This is a genomic window from Sporosarcina sp. FA15 (assembly GCF_051550195.1).
Classification (GTDB): Bacteria; Bacillota; Bacilli; order Bacillales_A; family Planococcaceae; genus Sporosarcina; species Sporosarcina psychrophila.
In genome coordinates, this window is sequence record NZ_CP188818.1 from 4593289 (window position 1) to 4608941 (window position 15653).

Here is a 15653-nt window from a genome sequence, read left to right on the forward strand (position 1 = left end):
CGTTCATCTACTCCTTTAACACCGCATCAATATAGATGGATGGTTGTAGTAATACGTCTGTTGCGTCCGTCATATAGGGAATGAGCCATTCAGTACCAACCCCATAGAGTACAGAGAGAATGACTAATGCTACAGCAGGTATCATCATCTTCCGGTATGTCCGTCGGTTTGTCGTTGGCAATTCCACAGTTGTGGGGTCTCCCCAGAATGCATAGATGAAAATCCGGATGACAGACAACAGGACCACAAGGCTGGATGCCAGGATGATTATACTCCCCAAGACATTGCCTGCCTCGAATGCCCCTTTAACAATAAGAAGCTTACCGACGAAACCGCTTAATGGCGGAATGCCCGCTAGTCCAAATGCAGCAATTAGGTACATCCAGCCAAGTGGCGCATGGGTTTTCATTAACCCACCCATCTTACGTAAGTTAGAGGTTCCGGTTACGTAAACAATAATGCCGATCAGAAGGAACAAAGCCCCTTTAATGAGCATGTCATGGATCAAATAGAAAACGGCACCCGTTAAACCAGCCTCGTTCATTTGTGCAGCACCGAATAAAATAACACCCACTGCAATGACGATATTGTAAATAATAATTTGTTTTACATCGAAATAGGCAAGGGCACCAATGCAGCCGGCAATAATCGTGAGCAATGCCAGTGCAGATAATAAACCATGTGTAAATCCGATATCGTGTACGAAGAACAGCGTATACGTTCGGATGATTGCATAGATACCGACTTTAGTCAGCAATGCACCGAATAGTGCCAGCACCGGTATTGGAGGCGCTGCATAAGATCCTGGTAGCCAGAAGTAAAGCGGGAACAGGGATCCTTTTACGCCGAATACGATTAAAAAGAGCACTGCAATCACGGTTATAATACCGGGTTGTCCAATCTCTGCAATCTTCACTGAAATATCGGCCATATTTAATGTACCAATAACAGAGTAGAGGTAAGCAACTGTAATAACGAATAATGCAGATGAAATGACATTGACGAGTATGTACTTCATTGATTCACGAAGTTGTTTTTTCTCGCCGCCTAAAACGATTAATAGGTAAGAGGCGATGAGCAGTACTTCGAAGAATACGAACATATTGAAAATATCACCTGTTGTAAATGCGCCATTGATGCCTGTAATCATGAACAGGATGGCGGGGTAATAAAAGAAGCGCTCCCGCTCTTCGCCAATTGCAGTGAAACTGTATAGTACAACAAAAAGTGTGATCAAGATTGTTGTGGTAACAAGTAATGCAGACAGCATATCGGAAACCATTGAAATTCCGAAAGGTGCGGGCCAGCTTCCAAGTGTAATTGCCTGAACACCATCCGCTTTCACTTTTGCAACTAGGAAAAGTGCAGCAACCAAGCTAATAAGCAGGCCGACACATGTTAATGATCGTTGTACCCTGACGTTCTCCTTGAAAAACAGAAGAATAATTGCGAACAGGAATGGCAAAATGATTGGAAATAGAAGTAGATTAATCATGTTCGTCATTTCCCCTCATAAGATTCATATTGTCTGTCTGATGCTCAGCATACGTCCGATAAGCTAATACAAGGATGAATGCTGTCACACCGAAGCTAATAACAATCGCTGTTAAAATAAGCGCCTGTGGCAAAGGATCTGCATAATCTGTTACGCCTTCTGCCACGACTGGCGGAGAGGTGCCACCAAGACCGCCCATTGTAAGAATGAGCAAGTGAGCACCATGGCTCAATAGGCCTGTCCCGAGTATGATTTTGAGGATACTCCTGGAAAGAATCAGATAGACAGCTGCCATGAAAAGAATTCCGATGACGATGGCCATTATAAACTCCATTACGCATCTCCTCCAATCGATTGAATCATTGTAACGGCTGCCCCAACGACAACAAGGTAGACACCTGCATCAAAAATCATTGCTGTATGAAGGGAAGTTGTTCCGAACAACGGCAAAGTGAAATCGTCGAAAGCATGTGTAAAGAAAGGAACGTTGAAAAAAATTGAGCCTGCTGCCGTTCCTAGAGAAAGCAATAAGCCGATGCCTGTCATAATCGTGAAGTTGAAAGGCAGTGCTTTTTGTACCGTTTTCAAATCGAAAGCGAGTAAGAGAAGAACGATTGCTCCAGTAGTAAGCAATCCTCCAACGAAACCGCCACCTGGTGTATAATGTCCCGCAAAGAAAATGTGGATTGAAAAAAGGAAGATGATGAAGAATACGATTTTTGTTGTAGTTTGTAAAATGACATCATTTGTTTTCATCCGTATTCTCCTCCTTTTTTGACAATTTCAGGCGAATCATTGCAATGACGGCGATTCCGACGATTGATAGAACGGTGATTTCAAATAATGTATCAAATCCACGGTAATCTACAAGAATAACGTTGACGATATTCCCGCCACCCGCTTCTGTATAAACTGTATCTTTGTAATACTGCGAGATAGATGGAATCAATTTTTGTGAATGAGCCGATAAGGCAACCAATGTCACCGTTATTCCGACACCAGCCGCAATAATCAAATTGCCAATCTTGTTGCGTTTTGTTTGGCCGTGATTGTTCAGAGACGGTAGATGTTTAAAGGCTAACAAGAATAAAGCAACAGATATCGTTTCAATAACGAGTTGTGTAAGCGCTAAATCCGGTGCTTTGAAAATAACGAAGAATAAAGCAACCGAATAACCGACGGCACCTAGGGCAATGATTGCTGACAGTCTTGTCTTCGCAAGTAGAACCATACAAACTGCGATAACCAGAACAATAGCAGTCAGAACTCCATATAAGTTGACAGGGGCAAAACTCTCCATATCAACTATGAAAGCTTCTTTGATGAATAACGTCGCCGCTGTAATGGCAGCAATAAAAGCAAACATATAAATCAGATATGTGCGGATTAAACCAGTCATATAGAAGCGGGAAAGTTTGTTCATTCCACCTTCACTAACGAACATGGCTGAGTCATACAGGGCATTCAATGACAAGTATTCAGGTTGAATGTCATACAGTTTCTTCCATCTCGCCAAGGTCAAGAATAGAACGAGACCGACTCCGACAAGCGAAACCGTCATCCATAATTCTGGAGCAGCAATTCCGTGCCATGCTGCGACGTGAACGGCAACTTCAGAAGGATGGCTGTATAAATCAGGCTGGACAGCCATGACAGCTGGTTTTACAAACCATTTTCCAATCAAGTTCGGTATGAAGAAGATGCCAACAACGAGCGTAGCAAGAATGACGGGAGATACAAGCATCCCGACAGGCGCTTCATGCGGTTTAGTAGGAAGAGGTTCACTTTTTTGTTTTCCAGCGAACGTCTTAAATACAAAGTAAAAGCTATAAATGAATGTGAAAACACTGGCAATCCAAGCGATAACAGGGAAGATAATTCCCCATGTTGCAAAGTTGAACAGTTCAAAATGGCGAATGGCCAGCATCGACTTAAGGAACATTTCCTTACTCAGGAAACCGCCGAATGGCGGCAGACCTGCCATCGACATTGAACCGATGAACGCAACCGTGAAACTGACGGGCATAATACTCATCAATCCGCCGAGTTTTCGGATATCGCGCGTACCCGTTTCATGATCGACAATACCGGCAATCATGAACAAGCTCCCTTTGAAGACTGCGTGGTTGATCAAATGGAAGATCGCTGCAAATGTTGCGAATTTGAAAATGGGGTCATCCGAGTGATAGGCAAGCGCACCTGCTCCGAGCAGAGACATGATAAGTCCAAGCTGACTGACTGTCGAGAAAGCAAGAATCGCTTTTAAATCAGTCTGTTTCACTGCAAAGAAAGATCCCCAGAATAATGTCAGAAGTCCGATACCAGCTACGAGCCAAATCCAAACTTCAGAAACAGCGAAAATAGGTGTAAATCGGGCGACGAGGTAAAGACCTGCTTTCACCATCGTTGCTGAATGTAGATAGGCACTGACCGGTGTAGGCGCTTCCATTGCATCCGGTAACCAAATGTGGAACGGGAACTGTGCTGACTTTGTAAAAGCACCAAGTAGTACGAGAACGAGCGCCAATGTAAAGAATTCATGTCCTACAAAAGTGGGGGCGTTAGCGATAAGTTCGCGGATGGAAAACGTATCTCCCATAATCCCTAACAGAACGAATCCTCCAAGCATCATTAGTCCACCAAATACAGTGATCATCATTGATTTCAATGCACCAAATCGTGAACCGTCACGTGTATTCCAATAGCCAATAAGTAGGAATGACGAAATGGATGTTAGCTCCCAGAATAAATAAAGGGATATAACGTTATCAGATTGGACAACACCTAACATGGCGCTCATGAAAATGAGCAGGTAAACGTAAAAGTGATTCAGCTTTTCTTTACGCTTATCAAGATAAAAGATGGAGTAGAGCACAACGAGTGCACCGATGCCTGTAATAAGCAAGGTAAACAGCAGGCTGAGTCCATCAATATACGACACGAACGAAATGCCGAGTGAAGGAATCCATTGCAATTCTGCTATAGCATGCCCGCCATCCATTGTTGTTTTAAGAAATCCTATGTAAAAAATGAAGAGGGAGACAGGGACGAGTAAAACGAACCACCCAGTGTGTATGTCTTTCAGTTTCCTAACTAGCAATGGAACGAATAGGGCTGCCACAATCGGCAGGAAAATCAGTAATACAAAATTCAAGAAAATCCTCCTTCCTAATGAATGAAACAGTTATGTATAAACGTGATGCTAAGCAAAAGGGATCTAATAGTCATTGGCTGTTCTGAATTCATACATCATTTTCAACGTCGGGACGGTAAATTTTAAAATTGTTACGATTACCTTATCTTTTCTTCCTTTCATTGTTTTAATCAAAAAATGCAAAAAGTCCATCACAAAAGGGCATAGATACCCCCTGGTGACAGACTCCTCCAAGTACGTTCATTTATTTGATTGAGGTAACTATATCACAGCATGCGGAAGTTGTCTAATTGAAAAATAGTAAGTGTGGGACGATTCTGGATTTTGTTGCCTATTCGGTCTCTCTTCTTATAGTATAGAAACGAAGAACTAATTTGCGTTTGAGGTGTTAGAAATGAAAAATCCATACATATTTGGTTATTTACCGTTTGTAACAATTGTCTTATTCAGTTTAACATTCGGAGTATACACAGTTGGCGTGTCAGTGGAACTATTTAAAGGAATTGGTTTGTATGCCGGCATGCGAGAGTTTTTGACCGATATACAATTACGTATTTTTCTGCTAGTTATCTATGCATTGTTATTTTTTATGGTTTTTTCAGCGTTAAAATTGATTGCGGAAACGATTCATGAAACTGCGATGTTATTCTTTTCGAAGGATGTGGAGGGGAAATCGTATAGCGAAGCTCGCGGAGGCAATGTCATCTACTTTTTCGGCGCGCTTGCATCGGTAGGTGGCATCAATTCGATTAGCCTATTAACAGCTGTATTTTTACTGACAACGTTCATCTACTTCGTGTATGTCGTTTTCAAATTAAGCAAATACATGACAATCGTCAGCACGATTGGGCTTCTCGTTTTTGAAATTCTGGTTTGGGCGATACTAGTTTCAACCATCATCTATATTCTGTTGAAGCTTTATAATGGGGTAATTGCGAGTTTGCCTTTCATTGGTAGTAAAACGGACTAGCCTTGTGAATGGCTAGTCCTGGAGTAGTGTGGAAAATATACGCAAATGAAGTTTCTGATCGCTCAAGAGCTTTAGAGATTGCGGACTATCATAGCCGACCCAGACAGCGGTTGTATAGTTATCGTTCAACCCTCCAACCCATAGATCTTTATAATGATCTGTGGTGCCGGTTTTTGCTCCCGTATACGAAGTTGTATAGGGGATACCCCGGCCAGTTCCGTTCAATACGACATCTGACATCATGCCGCGAATTTTGGTAACAGTAGTAGGAGACCAAACGTCCTCTTTGTCATCAGGCCATTCGTATAAAATAGTCCCAGCTCTATCCTTTACAGCGCGTATGGCATGGGGAGGGGTATATTGCCCATCAATGAAACTCGAATAAGCCCCCGCAAGTTCAAGCGGCGTCATCCCTTTTGCAAACCCACCGAGAGCAGCTGCATAGTTCATATCCTGTTGTGTAACTGATTTGAATCCGAATGGTGCTATATAGCTGAATGCCTCTTCCACTCCAATCATTTGAAGCAATCTGACCGCTGCTGTATTATGACTTTGTCGAAAAGCCTCTTTTACCGTAACATTGCCATAAACGTAACCGCCGATATTTGTCGGGCAGTACGAGCCGATGCAAATAGCACCACTGTTAATGGGGGTGTTTTCTGTATAGGAACTACTTTCAAACAGTGGAGCATAGACCAGAAGTGGTTTCATAGCCGAACCAGGTTGTCTGACAGCCTGGAATGCACGGTGAAAATCAGCTTTTTTATAGTTCTTACCGGCGAATAGGCTGATGATTTCACGGGTTTCATTGTCGATAACCGCGGCACCTGCTTGCACGCCTTTAGGGTGTAAAAGGGAGGAGATCGTTTGGTCATTTCGGCGCTGCTTTCCAGGGTTAAGTGCCGTTTCGATAATCAATCCTTTGGACAACACTTCAGCTGTCCGTTGTTTAATAATCGCTTCAAGGGCTATTTTTTCTGCATCATCTTTCGCATACGTCATTTTTTCAGATAAACCTTCGGACTGTGCTATGAGATCAGTAAGTTCCGCAAGTACATATGTACTGTAGGCAGGAAAGGCATTCGCTTTTTCCTTCAGATTTAATTGGATAGCTGTGTTTTTATGCACTTTAGATTCCTCGGAAGTCAGAACTCTATTTTTTGTCAGTATAGACAATAGGCGTTCCTGTCTTACTTTTGTCTGATCGAAATGTTTCAGTGGATCATATAAAGAAGGGTTGTTTGGGATCGCCGCAAGGAAGGCCATCTCCGCCTCATTCAGTGCATCTAAGGGTTTGCTGAAGTAATATGTCGCAGCGGCACCAATGCCGTACACTTGATGGCCAAAATACATTTCATTCATATACATTTCCAAGATTTCATCTTTTGTCGATTGTTTTTCAAGCTCGGCTGCGTAAAAAAGTTCCGTCAACTTACGTTCATAGGTCTTTTCAGTCGATAGAAAACGCATTCGCACGACTTGCTGTGTAATGGTAGAAGCACCTTGTCTGACATCGTCCGTTGCGGTATTGACAGCGAATGCACGCACGATTGCGGCTACATCATAGCCTTTATGCTCGAAAAAACCCGTGTCTTCACTTTCTAGGAACAGTTGACGCGCGAATAAGGGAATGGACGACAGCGGGAGTGGATCGCGCCACTCTATATATTCTTCTGCAAAAATGAGCCCATTGCCATCTTTCAACGTCACGGGGACATTGATCTTTGGGGATGACAGTTCAATGGAATCATTGATCTGGTCATTGAAGGATCCAGCGCTTTTCAATTCGACTGCAATGGCTTCTTGGACAATAAAGAGAATTGGTATGGTTAGAAGAATAAAGATGAAACCAATAACATGTTTCAATGGATTTGCACTCCGTTCAAGAAATCATTCACTAACAAAAATATAGCACACTCCGTCTAGTGAAGTGTGCTGTTTCTTAACTATGTGTCCTTTTATCCTCAGCAGCAAGAAAGTCCTCAAAGTCCTGTACGGGTTTTCGTTTGGCATAATAGAGAAAGGCAAACCCAACCAGGAATAGAACGCCAGTGACGATGAAGACAGACGAAATACCGATGAAACCACTGACGATTCCGCCAAACATTGGACCTATAATATTCCCGAGAAAACGGAAGCTGGTATTATAACCCATGACTTCTCCTTGAATATCGACTGGTGCCTCACGTCTAACTAGTGCAGTCGTTATAGGGATCATTCCACCGAGCGCAATACCGAACAGCAATCGCCAAAAGATAAGTTGCCACAGCTGTGTTACAAAAGCTTGTGGGATGATAAAGATAAATGATAGGAGTAGCAGAATTGACAACACTTTTTCGTAGCCAATGTCGTCACCAAGCTTGCCCCAGCGGCGTGCGAATAATAGATTGCCGACCCCTGCTGCACTGAAGGTAATCCCAGCTAGGAAAGCTACGTCTTTTGCATCCGTCAAATGAGAAACGTAAAGCGACAGAAGCGGCTGGATACTGAAGTTGCCTACTTGGATAAGTGCCGTAACAATCATAACGTTCAACATGAGCCGGTGATGTAGCAAGCCGCTAATAATCGCTTTACGGGAATACTGGATAGCTTTCGGATTTTTTACCCGTTTTTGTTCCTTGATGCCGAAGAGAACGATAAGTGTAGCGACAATTACGGAGATGGATGTAATGACAAAGGTATATTGGAAACCGAATGCATCTGCCAGTAAACCTCCAAATACAGGGCCGAATAATGTGCCTGTCACACTGCCCATCTGCAGAGTTCCTAGCATTTTTCCAGCTTCCTTCTTCGCAGTCTGTGAAGAGATAAACGCGAGTGAAGTTGGTATGAAACCTGTGACAACACCATTCAGTAGCCGAAGCAGGAAGAACATCTCTACGGAATCCACAAATCCCATTAGGAAAACGGAAGTTGCAATCCCGAAACCATTGATGATAAGAATAGGCTTAAAGCCATATTTATCGGCAACTCGGCCCCAAATCGGTGACATAATGAAAGCCGTGACAAATGAAGCGCCAAAAATAAGGCCAGACCATTTTTGAACATATGCTTCGGGATGATCGCCAAATGTTTCGATATAAAGGGATAGGAAGGGCATGATCATCGTCATTGTCCCTGCAACGAGGACGTTGGAAATCCAAATGATGATGAAATTCCGTTTTTGCACGTCCATTTAGAAAACCTTCTTTCTGTGTCGTGCTTTTCATTCAGTATAAAACAATTCGGAAAACGAAGGAAGTATCATGCTTATTCGTCGAAATAGATTGTTCAATATGATAAACTGATTCAGGGTGAATGTTAATGAGGAAAATGTATTTCTCCCTTCTGACAATCGTTGGTCTCGTCTTACTTTCCGCTTGCGGAAATAGTACGTCTGAGAACAAAAAAACAGAAGAAGTAGTGTCTGCTGGCAAAGCGCCAGTGGAAGAAAATAGCACGAAGAACTCAGAGGAGGCAACAACAATGTATCCACAATTATCAAAAGAAGTAGCAGCAACTGAAGCATTAGTTATTATGAACACAACAATGGGGCCAATCAAAATCAAGCTTTTCCCTGAACAAGCACCAAAAACAGTTGAAAACTTCTTAACACATGCAGAAAACGGCTATTATGACGGTATTATCTTCCACCGTGTTATTGAAGACTTCATGATTCAAGGCGGCGACCCAACAGGAACTGGTATGGGCGGAGCAAGTATTTTCGGCGATACATTTGAAGACGAATTTACTATGGATCTATTTAACTTAAAAGGAGCTCTTTCAATGGCGAACGCTGGTCCAGGAACAAATGGCAGCCAGTTCTTCATCGTTCATGCTTCAGAAGTACCTGCTTCAGTTGATCAGCTGAAAAAAGGTGGATATCCAGCTGAAATCGCTGAAGCATATGGCGAAATGGGCGGAACTCCGCACTTAGACCAAAAACATACAGTATTCGGCCAAGTTATTGAAGGCATGGATGTTGTCGACAAAATTGCTAAAGTTAAAAAAGGGCGTCAAGATAAGCCTGTTGAAGATATTTCTATTGAATCAATCGAAATCCTTCAAAAGTAATTCGAATCATATAGAAATTTACAATGTGAGGAAGTGGATGTAAGTGAACGCACTATTAATGCCGTTCCTTTACTTTCCTGAAGACAAATCAGAATATATACCAGCCGCGATTTCAATGTTTTTCTTTGCGATTCTATTGGTACTTACATTCATGTGGATTCGACGCAAGTCGAAGAAACAGGAATTAGAAGCGAAAGAATTTGAAGAACGTATTTTACGTGAACGCCGCGAACAAAAAGAAAACGAGCATCCTCAAAATTGAGGATGCTCGTTTTCTTTTAAAAAATTGTAATGTCAACTCCGTGATTGTAACGTCAACGTCGCGATCGTAACGTCAACTCCGTGATTGTAATCACAACTGTGCTAAATCACTCGCTTAATGCAGTGATAAAACGGTTAACGCCGTCTTGAACAACTGAAAGCGGTGTTGCGACATTCATGCGAAGGAAGCCGCGTCCTGCTTCGCCGTATTTTGTACCTGGATCAAGGGCAAGTTTACCTTTATTCAACAACTTGTCCATTATTTCCGACTCGGTAAATCCAGTACCACGGTAGTCAATCCACAGAAGGTATGTACCATGCGGCTTAGCAATTTTTAAGGCAGGAATTGCAGCTGTTAGTTCATGAATTGCATAGTCCATATTGGTAGAAACTGTTTCAAGTAATTGTGCTAGCCATGGGCCTCCATCTTTATAGGCGGCAGTCAAAGCTGCGGCTGCAAAAGAGCTCAAATCCATTTGACCATGTGCCATTGCATTCAACGTAAGTTTCTCTCTCACACCTTCATCTGTAGCGATCATTAATGCTGCTTGGATACCTGCGAGGTTAAACGATTTTGTAGGTGCAACACACGTAATGATACGTCCTGCTTCTTCGTCAGCAAGCGTTGCGAGCGGAATATGTTTATGCCCTGAGAAGACTAGATCGGCGTGGATTTCATCCGATAAAATCAAGACATCATATTTTGTACACAGTCGTAACATTTCTTTCAATTCGCTTGCTGTCCAGACAATTCCACCAGGATTATGCGGATTGCATAAAATGAATAGCTTTACGTTTTGTTGCAGGCATTTCTCGAATTCTTCAAAGTCGATGGAGTACACACCGTCGTCCTCTTTCATAATACATTCGACCATATTTCGTCCTTGACGTTTAGGGACTTGGAAAAAGGGCGGATAGACTGGAGATGTGACAAGAATGCCGTCACCTGGATTCGTAAAAGTTTCAACGACTGAAGCGATTGCCGGAACTACACCATGGTGGAATAACATCCATTCATTTTTGGTTTCCCATGCATGGCGTTCAGCAAGCCATGTACTTACTGCGTCTTTACAGCCTTCGCAAATATATGAGTAGCCGAAAACGGGATGATCGAGACGTTCTTTCATCGCATCGATAACCACTTCCGGTGCAGCAAAGTCCATATCTGCAATCCACATCGGTAAAATATCGGATGCATCTTCGATTCCATAGATCATTTCCATTCGGTCCCATTTTACAGAACGCGATTTACGTCGTTCAATTACTTGTTCAAAGTTATTCATGGAAATCTCCTCTTTCCTTTTTTCTCTACTATGTTATCATAATCTAGACTATTGAGAAAAATAAGGTGACTCATTGTGCAAACTATAGAAATGAACAAAAAGGCAGTAGCACTTCTTGAACAATGGGACCCATTTGACGTAGGACCAAAAGCGTATGCACACGAAATCGTTGATGTCGTATCGGACTTACAGCGTCTTGATCACCCAACCGACCTTGCAAAACGAATTCGGGAAATTTACGAACAATCTTATAAATTATGGATTCCAATCGAAAAGTGTGTTCAAATTTCTTATAAGCTGTTAGCGATTAAATACGAGGCGAAATGTATCGTCTGATTTTGATGTGGCTGTACCCATTTTAATACGGGTACAGTCTTTTTATACAATAAAACACGAAACCTGTTGATTAACCAAAAGTAACCAGTGAATAACATGATTACCAACTGGGCGCTACGTGTATAGTTGACTTTGGGTTGCTTTGGATTGAATGACTTCCATACGATTACCGAGATGTCTGGATATGTAGAATATCATCTACTTTTTTCTTCCAAAACAACTGCGTTTTTCACTTGAATAGTGCAGGAACGTGGCAGGTAACTATTCCCAACAGAGCTACACTAGGACCCCTCAGTAAATCTGTCATGAATAGTTCGCCGAAAGCGTACCGGAAATGATCCAGTGAAAATGAAGGTCGTCAAGTCCTTCTCACCAGTATTTTATGCAGCTAAATGGTTAATCAACAGACGTGAAAAACACCCGCAAATCCAGTAACTGGATTTGCGGGTGTTTGCAGTACCATTAAAGTCCGAAAATCGATACGATGAAAATGACGATGATGGCGACAGGTGCGGCATACCTGACAAGGAATTTCCAAAGGCTGTTCATCACAGGATGCATGCGCAGCTCGTCGTCTGTTTGTGATTTCGTCAACACAAAGCCCGCGAATATCGAAACGAATAACGCACCTAAAGGCATACCGATTTTGCTCGTCAATGTGTCTGCAAAGTCAAAGATGGAACCGCCGAATATTTTCACGTCAGACAGGACACCGAATGACAGCGCACTTGGAATACCAACGATGAAGATAAGAATTCCAAATACCCATGCAGCACGTTTTCTACGCTCGATTTTCTCGCGGATCCCACTAGACACGACAATTTCAAGCATCGCAATCGATGAAGTAAGTGTAGCGAAAAGCATCAAGATGAAGAAAATAATCATAAACATATTGCCAAACGGAATCTGGCTAAAAATGGCTGGTAAAACGACGAAAATTAGCCCCGGTCCTTCTTCAGGTGAATGGCCGAGTGCGAACACTGCGGGAAATATAACAATACCAGCTAAAATTGAAATGGTAATATTTAAAATCGCAACGTTCATTGCCGATTGCCCTAACTTTTCTTCTTTCGGTAAATAAGATGCATAGGTCATCATTGCTGTCACCCCAACGCTCAGTGAGAAGAAAGCTTGACCAAGTGCAAGTAAAAACGTAGAACCTGTCAAGTGAGACCAATCAGGCACAAATAGGAATCGAACACCTTCCATTGCACCATCCAATGTTAATGAACGGATTGCAAGAATGATGAAGAATATGAACAGCATTGGCATCATCCACCTGCTCGCCCGCTCAATACCTCCCTTAATACCACTTTGTACAATCCAAATTGTCAGCCCCATGAACACGGCCTGAGCAAATAGAACTTCTACTGGATTGGCGATGATTGTATTGAAAAGATCGCCATGATTCGTAGCATCGAGTTTGAAGAAAATAGCTCGTGTTAAATAGGAAAGAATCCAACCCCCGACCACGCTATAAAATGACAGGAGAATGAATGAAACTGCAAGTCCCATCCAGCCAATCAAAGGCCACTTTTTACCTGGCGCCAATCGTTTTAGTGATGTAATTGCATCAGCTTGACCCATACGTCCGATGACGAACTCTGCAAGCAAAATTGGAAGTCCGATTGCAATTGTACAAATAATGAACAGTAGAATGAAAACACTTCCGCCGTTCATCCCTACCATGTATGGGAATTTCCATATTGCACCGAGTCCGATCGCACTGCCGGCAGCAGCGAGAACGAAACCAATTTTTGACGACCATTGATCACGTTGTTTCATAGATATTCACTCATTTCATTAGGATACAGATTTTCTAATTGTACACTAACTAAAAACGAATACCATGGTAATTTGAAACAAATTACGATGTCAATCTATCTTTGGTATAATTGAAATAATTAGACATTTTGTAATGAAGGAGTGGGTTGCCTGTGGAAGAATCTGAGTTGATGCAAAAGGTGAAAGCTGGAGAGAAGGATGCTTTTGAAAAATGGATGGACATTTATTCAGGAGACATTGAACGTTTCGTCATCCAGTATGGTTGTACGTTAAAACAGGCAGCTGATTTAGCGGAAGAAACGTTTAGAAATTTACATAGCCAGTTAGATTCCATTAGCAATGAAGAGTCGCTTGTGTGCACGTTATATAAAAAGGCATTAAAAAGTCTGGCATTTGTTCAACAAACTGATGCGCCGAATGAAACGATATTTCCATTTGAAGAGGATCAGGAATTGCATGACCAGATTGTAAACCTTGAAATGGGATATAAAGTACCGTTCATTCTTTCACAATTCCACAAGCTGGATGATTCAGAGATTGTGAAAATTACAGACACCTCCCTAGAAACAGTTGAACAAGCTATCACGGTGGCATTACGTGATTTGGGAGATGCGCAATTGAAAAAGAGGTTGGAATTCCTCAATAAGTCATATAGGCGCATGAAGTCTTCGTTCAGAAAAGAGCAGGTTTTTGCAAAGCCTCAACAGGAGATACGGACAACTGGAAAATTGAAACAAACAATATCAAAGAAGGCCATGATTTCCTGGATTGCCGGAATCATAGTGCTGCTGTCGCTTGTAATAATTCCTATAGTTACAGGGGAAGAATACAAAAAAACTTCAGCTGAAAAATATGTAGAACGGTTGAAGGAGTCATTTGAGCAAGAAATAGGGGGCCGCTATTCTGAACTGGGCCTTATTGAATCGACCGAGGAAGACAAACTAGACTATAACTATATATGGTATGGCAATCAAGCACGCGCTGATTTTGAGTCGATGATAAAAAGATATGAGGGCGTTATTGACAAAACTGGTACTTTGAATAAAAAGAAGATAGAGGATGAGTATGGAAAAATAATTAACAAATTGGAATTACCATCTGAAATGGCTAACCGATTAGTAAAAAAACCGCTTGCGAACGATAAAGCGAAAAGTGGAGAATTCATGAAGGGCTATTTGGAAAAGTATGACGTACTCCAACAAGCTTATTTCATGACATTTATCAAACATGAACAGATTACCGCAGATGCAATCGCTAACGAATCTTTTGCTGCCGATAAGTTTATTCAGAAGAAAGATACATATCCTGAAGACTTGCAACAAGCATTAGATGGGATGATTAAACAAAACATCTATCCAACTTTTATTAAGGGATTTGGCACATTAGCTCCAAGTTACGGTAAGAATGACTTCAGCGCAAAGATTCGATCTTCAATCCACGAAGATTTTGGTGGTTTTTTCACATTATTGGAATCTGCACCTTTCGTATCGTATCCGGGACTAGCGCATTCCTTAGAAGACTCGGTTGATTTTTTATTGGACATGGAAAAAACATTGTTGTCAACAACTATCAATGATGAAAAGACTAACATGCTCAGTTGGACTTACAACGAACTCTTTTATGTAATCGTCGGGGCGGCGGAACTTGATCGTATATTCGGCACTGATGGCAAGGTGAAAACGGAGTTTCGCGAAGGATGGGAACGAATCGCTTCTGCCGGTGAAGGCTCTCCAGCAGCTTATATTATGCACATGATCATCTCCGAAATGGAAGCAACAGATTGGACGGATTCAAAAAGCCTCAATCGTTTAGGAGTATATGACGTTCATCAAGCATTGGAGCTTGCGAAAGCGGGAAAGCTTGAATCGTATAGCATAAGCGGGATTATGCAAACTGAAACGGGTATGGAAATTGTGACGCTTCCCAATCCTAGCTTTGAGAACGTAGTTCAAGAGACATATTATTCATTCTCCTTGTATCATGATCTTTCTAAACTAAAAAAAGTTAGTCCCTTGGTTATTATTGGTGTTTACTTTTACGCGAATGATCAAAAAGATCCAGAGACGATGTGGCATCTTTATAGTAAAACAAAAAATGTAGTCAAACTTGAAGAATTCGTTGATGAATGGAGTCAATTTGATATAGATCTTTATAGTCTCGATAGTCTGCAATTTGATGGTAGCGAAGAAACGGCGGGTTCAATCGGATTTCAGCGTGGAAATACTCATTCTGTAGGTACACAGATGGCTTTGAATGAAGATTTCGTATGGGAAATCGAGCATATTATTTTAAATCCGATGTTTTTTGAATAAGGGG

General features: G+C 41.9%; 13 protein-coding genes. 5 read left to right on the forward strand and 8 right to left on the reverse strand.

Translation table 11 applies throughout. From position 1 onward, the window contains the following. Positions 1-7 precede the first annotated feature (7 nt). The 4 genes from ACP8HG_RS22010 to ACP8HG_RS22025 are packed head-to-tail and all read right to left on the reverse strand — an operon-like array spanning position 8 to position 4649. Positions 8-1495, reverse strand: coding sequence for a Na+/H+ antiporter subunit D (locus tag ACP8HG_RS22010; RefSeq protein WP_067206410.1), 1488 nt, complete (start codon positions 1493-1495; stop codon positions 8-10). Beyond that, entirely contained in the window at positions 1488-1829 is a 342-nt protein-coding gene (locus ACP8HG_RS22015) for a Na(+)/H(+) antiporter subunit C (RefSeq protein ID WP_067206413.1), read from the reverse strand. The genes ACP8HG_RS22010 and ACP8HG_RS22015 overlap by 8 nt, the downstream gene beginning before the upstream one ends. After that, the gene (locus tag ACP8HG_RS22020; RefSeq protein ID WP_067206416.1) at positions 1829-2251 is read right to left on the reverse strand and encodes a Na(+)/H(+) antiporter subunit B; all 423 of its coding nucleotides are present in this window, start codon (positions 2249-2251) and stop codon (positions 1829-1831) included. Before ACP8HG_RS22020 ends, ACP8HG_RS22015 begins: the two co-directional genes overlap by 1 nt. Beyond that, positions 2238-4649 carry a Na+/H+ antiporter subunit A gene (locus tag ACP8HG_RS22025; RefSeq protein ID WP_438297996.1) on the reverse strand — a complete coding sequence of 804 codons (2412 nt, stop codon included), beginning with the start codon at positions 4647-4649 and terminating at the stop codon, positions 2238-2240. Before ACP8HG_RS22025 ends, ACP8HG_RS22020 begins: the two co-directional genes overlap by 14 nt. Before the next feature lie 394 nt (positions 4650-5043). On the opposite strand from ACP8HG_RS22025, the gene ACP8HG_RS22030 reads away from it, so the two are divergent. Then, positions 5044-5619 carry a YufK family protein gene (locus ACP8HG_RS22030; protein WP_338653359.1) on the forward strand — a complete coding sequence of 192 codons (576 nt, stop codon included), beginning with the start codon at positions 5044-5046 and terminating at the stop codon, positions 5617-5619. 12 nt (positions 5620-5631) lie between these two features. On the opposite strand, the gene ACP8HG_RS22035 is transcribed toward ACP8HG_RS22030, so the two are convergent. Continuing rightward, a complete protein-coding gene (locus tag ACP8HG_RS22035; protein ID WP_340741592.1) occupies positions 5632-7485 on the reverse strand; it encodes a transglycosylase domain-containing protein in 1854 nt (617 codons plus the stop codon). Between the two features lie 76 nt (positions 7486-7561). Then, positions 7562-8794: an MFS transporter gene (locus ACP8HG_RS22040; protein ID WP_067206427.1), complete on the reverse strand. Its 1233-nt coding sequence runs from the start codon at positions 8792-8794 to the stop codon at positions 7562-7564. A 128-nt stretch (positions 8795-8922) separates the two neighbouring features. Here ACP8HG_RS22040 and ACP8HG_RS22045 point away from each other — a divergent pair, with 128 nt between their 5' ends. Together ACP8HG_RS22045 and ACP8HG_RS22050 are read left to right on the forward strand one after the other, a co-directional pair. Then, positions 8923-9672, forward strand: a complete 750-nt coding sequence (locus ACP8HG_RS22045) for a peptidylprolyl isomerase (RefSeq protein WP_269465605.1) — start codon at positions 8923-8925, stop codon at positions 9670-9672. A gap of 43 nt (positions 9673-9715) precedes the next feature. Next, positions 9716-9934 (forward strand): hypothetical protein, encoded by a 219-nt coding sequence (locus ACP8HG_RS22050; RefSeq protein ID WP_231885773.1) that lies wholly within the window; start codon positions 9716-9718, stop codon positions 9932-9934. Between the two features lie 106 nt (positions 9935-10040). Here the strand turns inward: ACP8HG_RS22050 and ACP8HG_RS22055 are convergent, their stop codons facing one another. After that, positions 10041-11216 (reverse strand): MalY/PatB family protein, encoded by a 1176-nt coding sequence (locus ACP8HG_RS22055; protein ID WP_438297997.1) that lies wholly within the window; start codon positions 11214-11216, stop codon positions 10041-10043. A gap of 90 nt (positions 11217-11306) precedes the next feature. Between ACP8HG_RS22055 and ACP8HG_RS22060 the strand changes: the two genes are divergently transcribed. Continuing rightward, positions 11307-11552, forward strand: a complete 246-nt coding sequence (locus tag ACP8HG_RS22060; protein ID WP_438297998.1) for a DUF1871 family protein — start codon at positions 11307-11309, stop codon at positions 11550-11552. Between the two features lie 462 nt (positions 11553-12014). On the opposite strand, the gene ACP8HG_RS22065 is transcribed toward ACP8HG_RS22060, so the two are convergent. Continuing rightward, positions 12015-13337 carry a sodium-dependent transporter gene (locus tag ACP8HG_RS22065; RefSeq protein WP_187046925.1) on the reverse strand — a complete coding sequence of 441 codons (1323 nt, stop codon included), beginning with the start codon at positions 13335-13337 and terminating at the stop codon, positions 12015-12017. A gap of 152 nt (positions 13338-13489) precedes the next feature. On the opposite strand from ACP8HG_RS22065, the gene ACP8HG_RS22070 reads away from it, so the two are divergent. Then, complete coding sequence (locus ACP8HG_RS22070) at positions 13490-15649, forward strand: RNA polymerase sigma factor (RefSeq protein ID WP_438297999.1); 2160 nt, start codon at positions 13490-13492, stop codon at positions 15647-15649. Positions 15650-15653: the final 4 nt, after the last annotated feature.

Coding starts and splice junctions, on each gene's coding strand:
- ACP8HG_RS22010 (WP_067206410.1), bottom strand. CDS start 1,495: ATGATTAATCTACTTCTATTTCCAATCATTTTGCCATTCCTGTTCGCA.
- ACP8HG_RS22015 (WP_067206413.1), bottom strand. CDS start 1,829: ATGGAGTTTATAATGGCCATCGTCATCGGAATTCTTTTCATGGCAGCT.
- ACP8HG_RS22020 (WP_067206416.1), bottom strand. CDS start 2,251: ATGAAAACAAATGATGTCATTTTACAAACTACAACAAAAATCGTATTC.
- ACP8HG_RS22030 (WP_338653359.1), top strand. CDS start 5,044: ATGAAAAATCCATACATATTTGGTTATTTACCGTTTGTAACAATTGTC.
- ACP8HG_RS22040 (WP_067206427.1), bottom strand. CDS start 8,794: ATGGACGTGCAAAAACGGAATTTCATCATCATTTGGATTTCCAACGTC.
- ACP8HG_RS22045 (WP_269465605.1), top strand. CDS start 8,923: ATGAGGAAAATGTATTTCTCCCTTCTGACAATCGTTGGTCTCGTCTTA.
- ACP8HG_RS22055 (WP_438297997.1), bottom strand. CDS start 11,216: ATGAATAACTTTGAACAAGTAATTGAACGACGTAAATCGCGTTCTGTA.
- ACP8HG_RS22060 (WP_438297998.1), top strand. CDS start 11,307: ATGAACAAAAAGGCAGTAGCACTTCTTGAACAATGGGACCCATTTGAC.
- ACP8HG_RS22065 (WP_187046925.1), bottom strand. CDS start 13,337: ATGAAACAACGTGATCAATGGTCGTCAAAAATTGGTTTCGTTCTCGCT.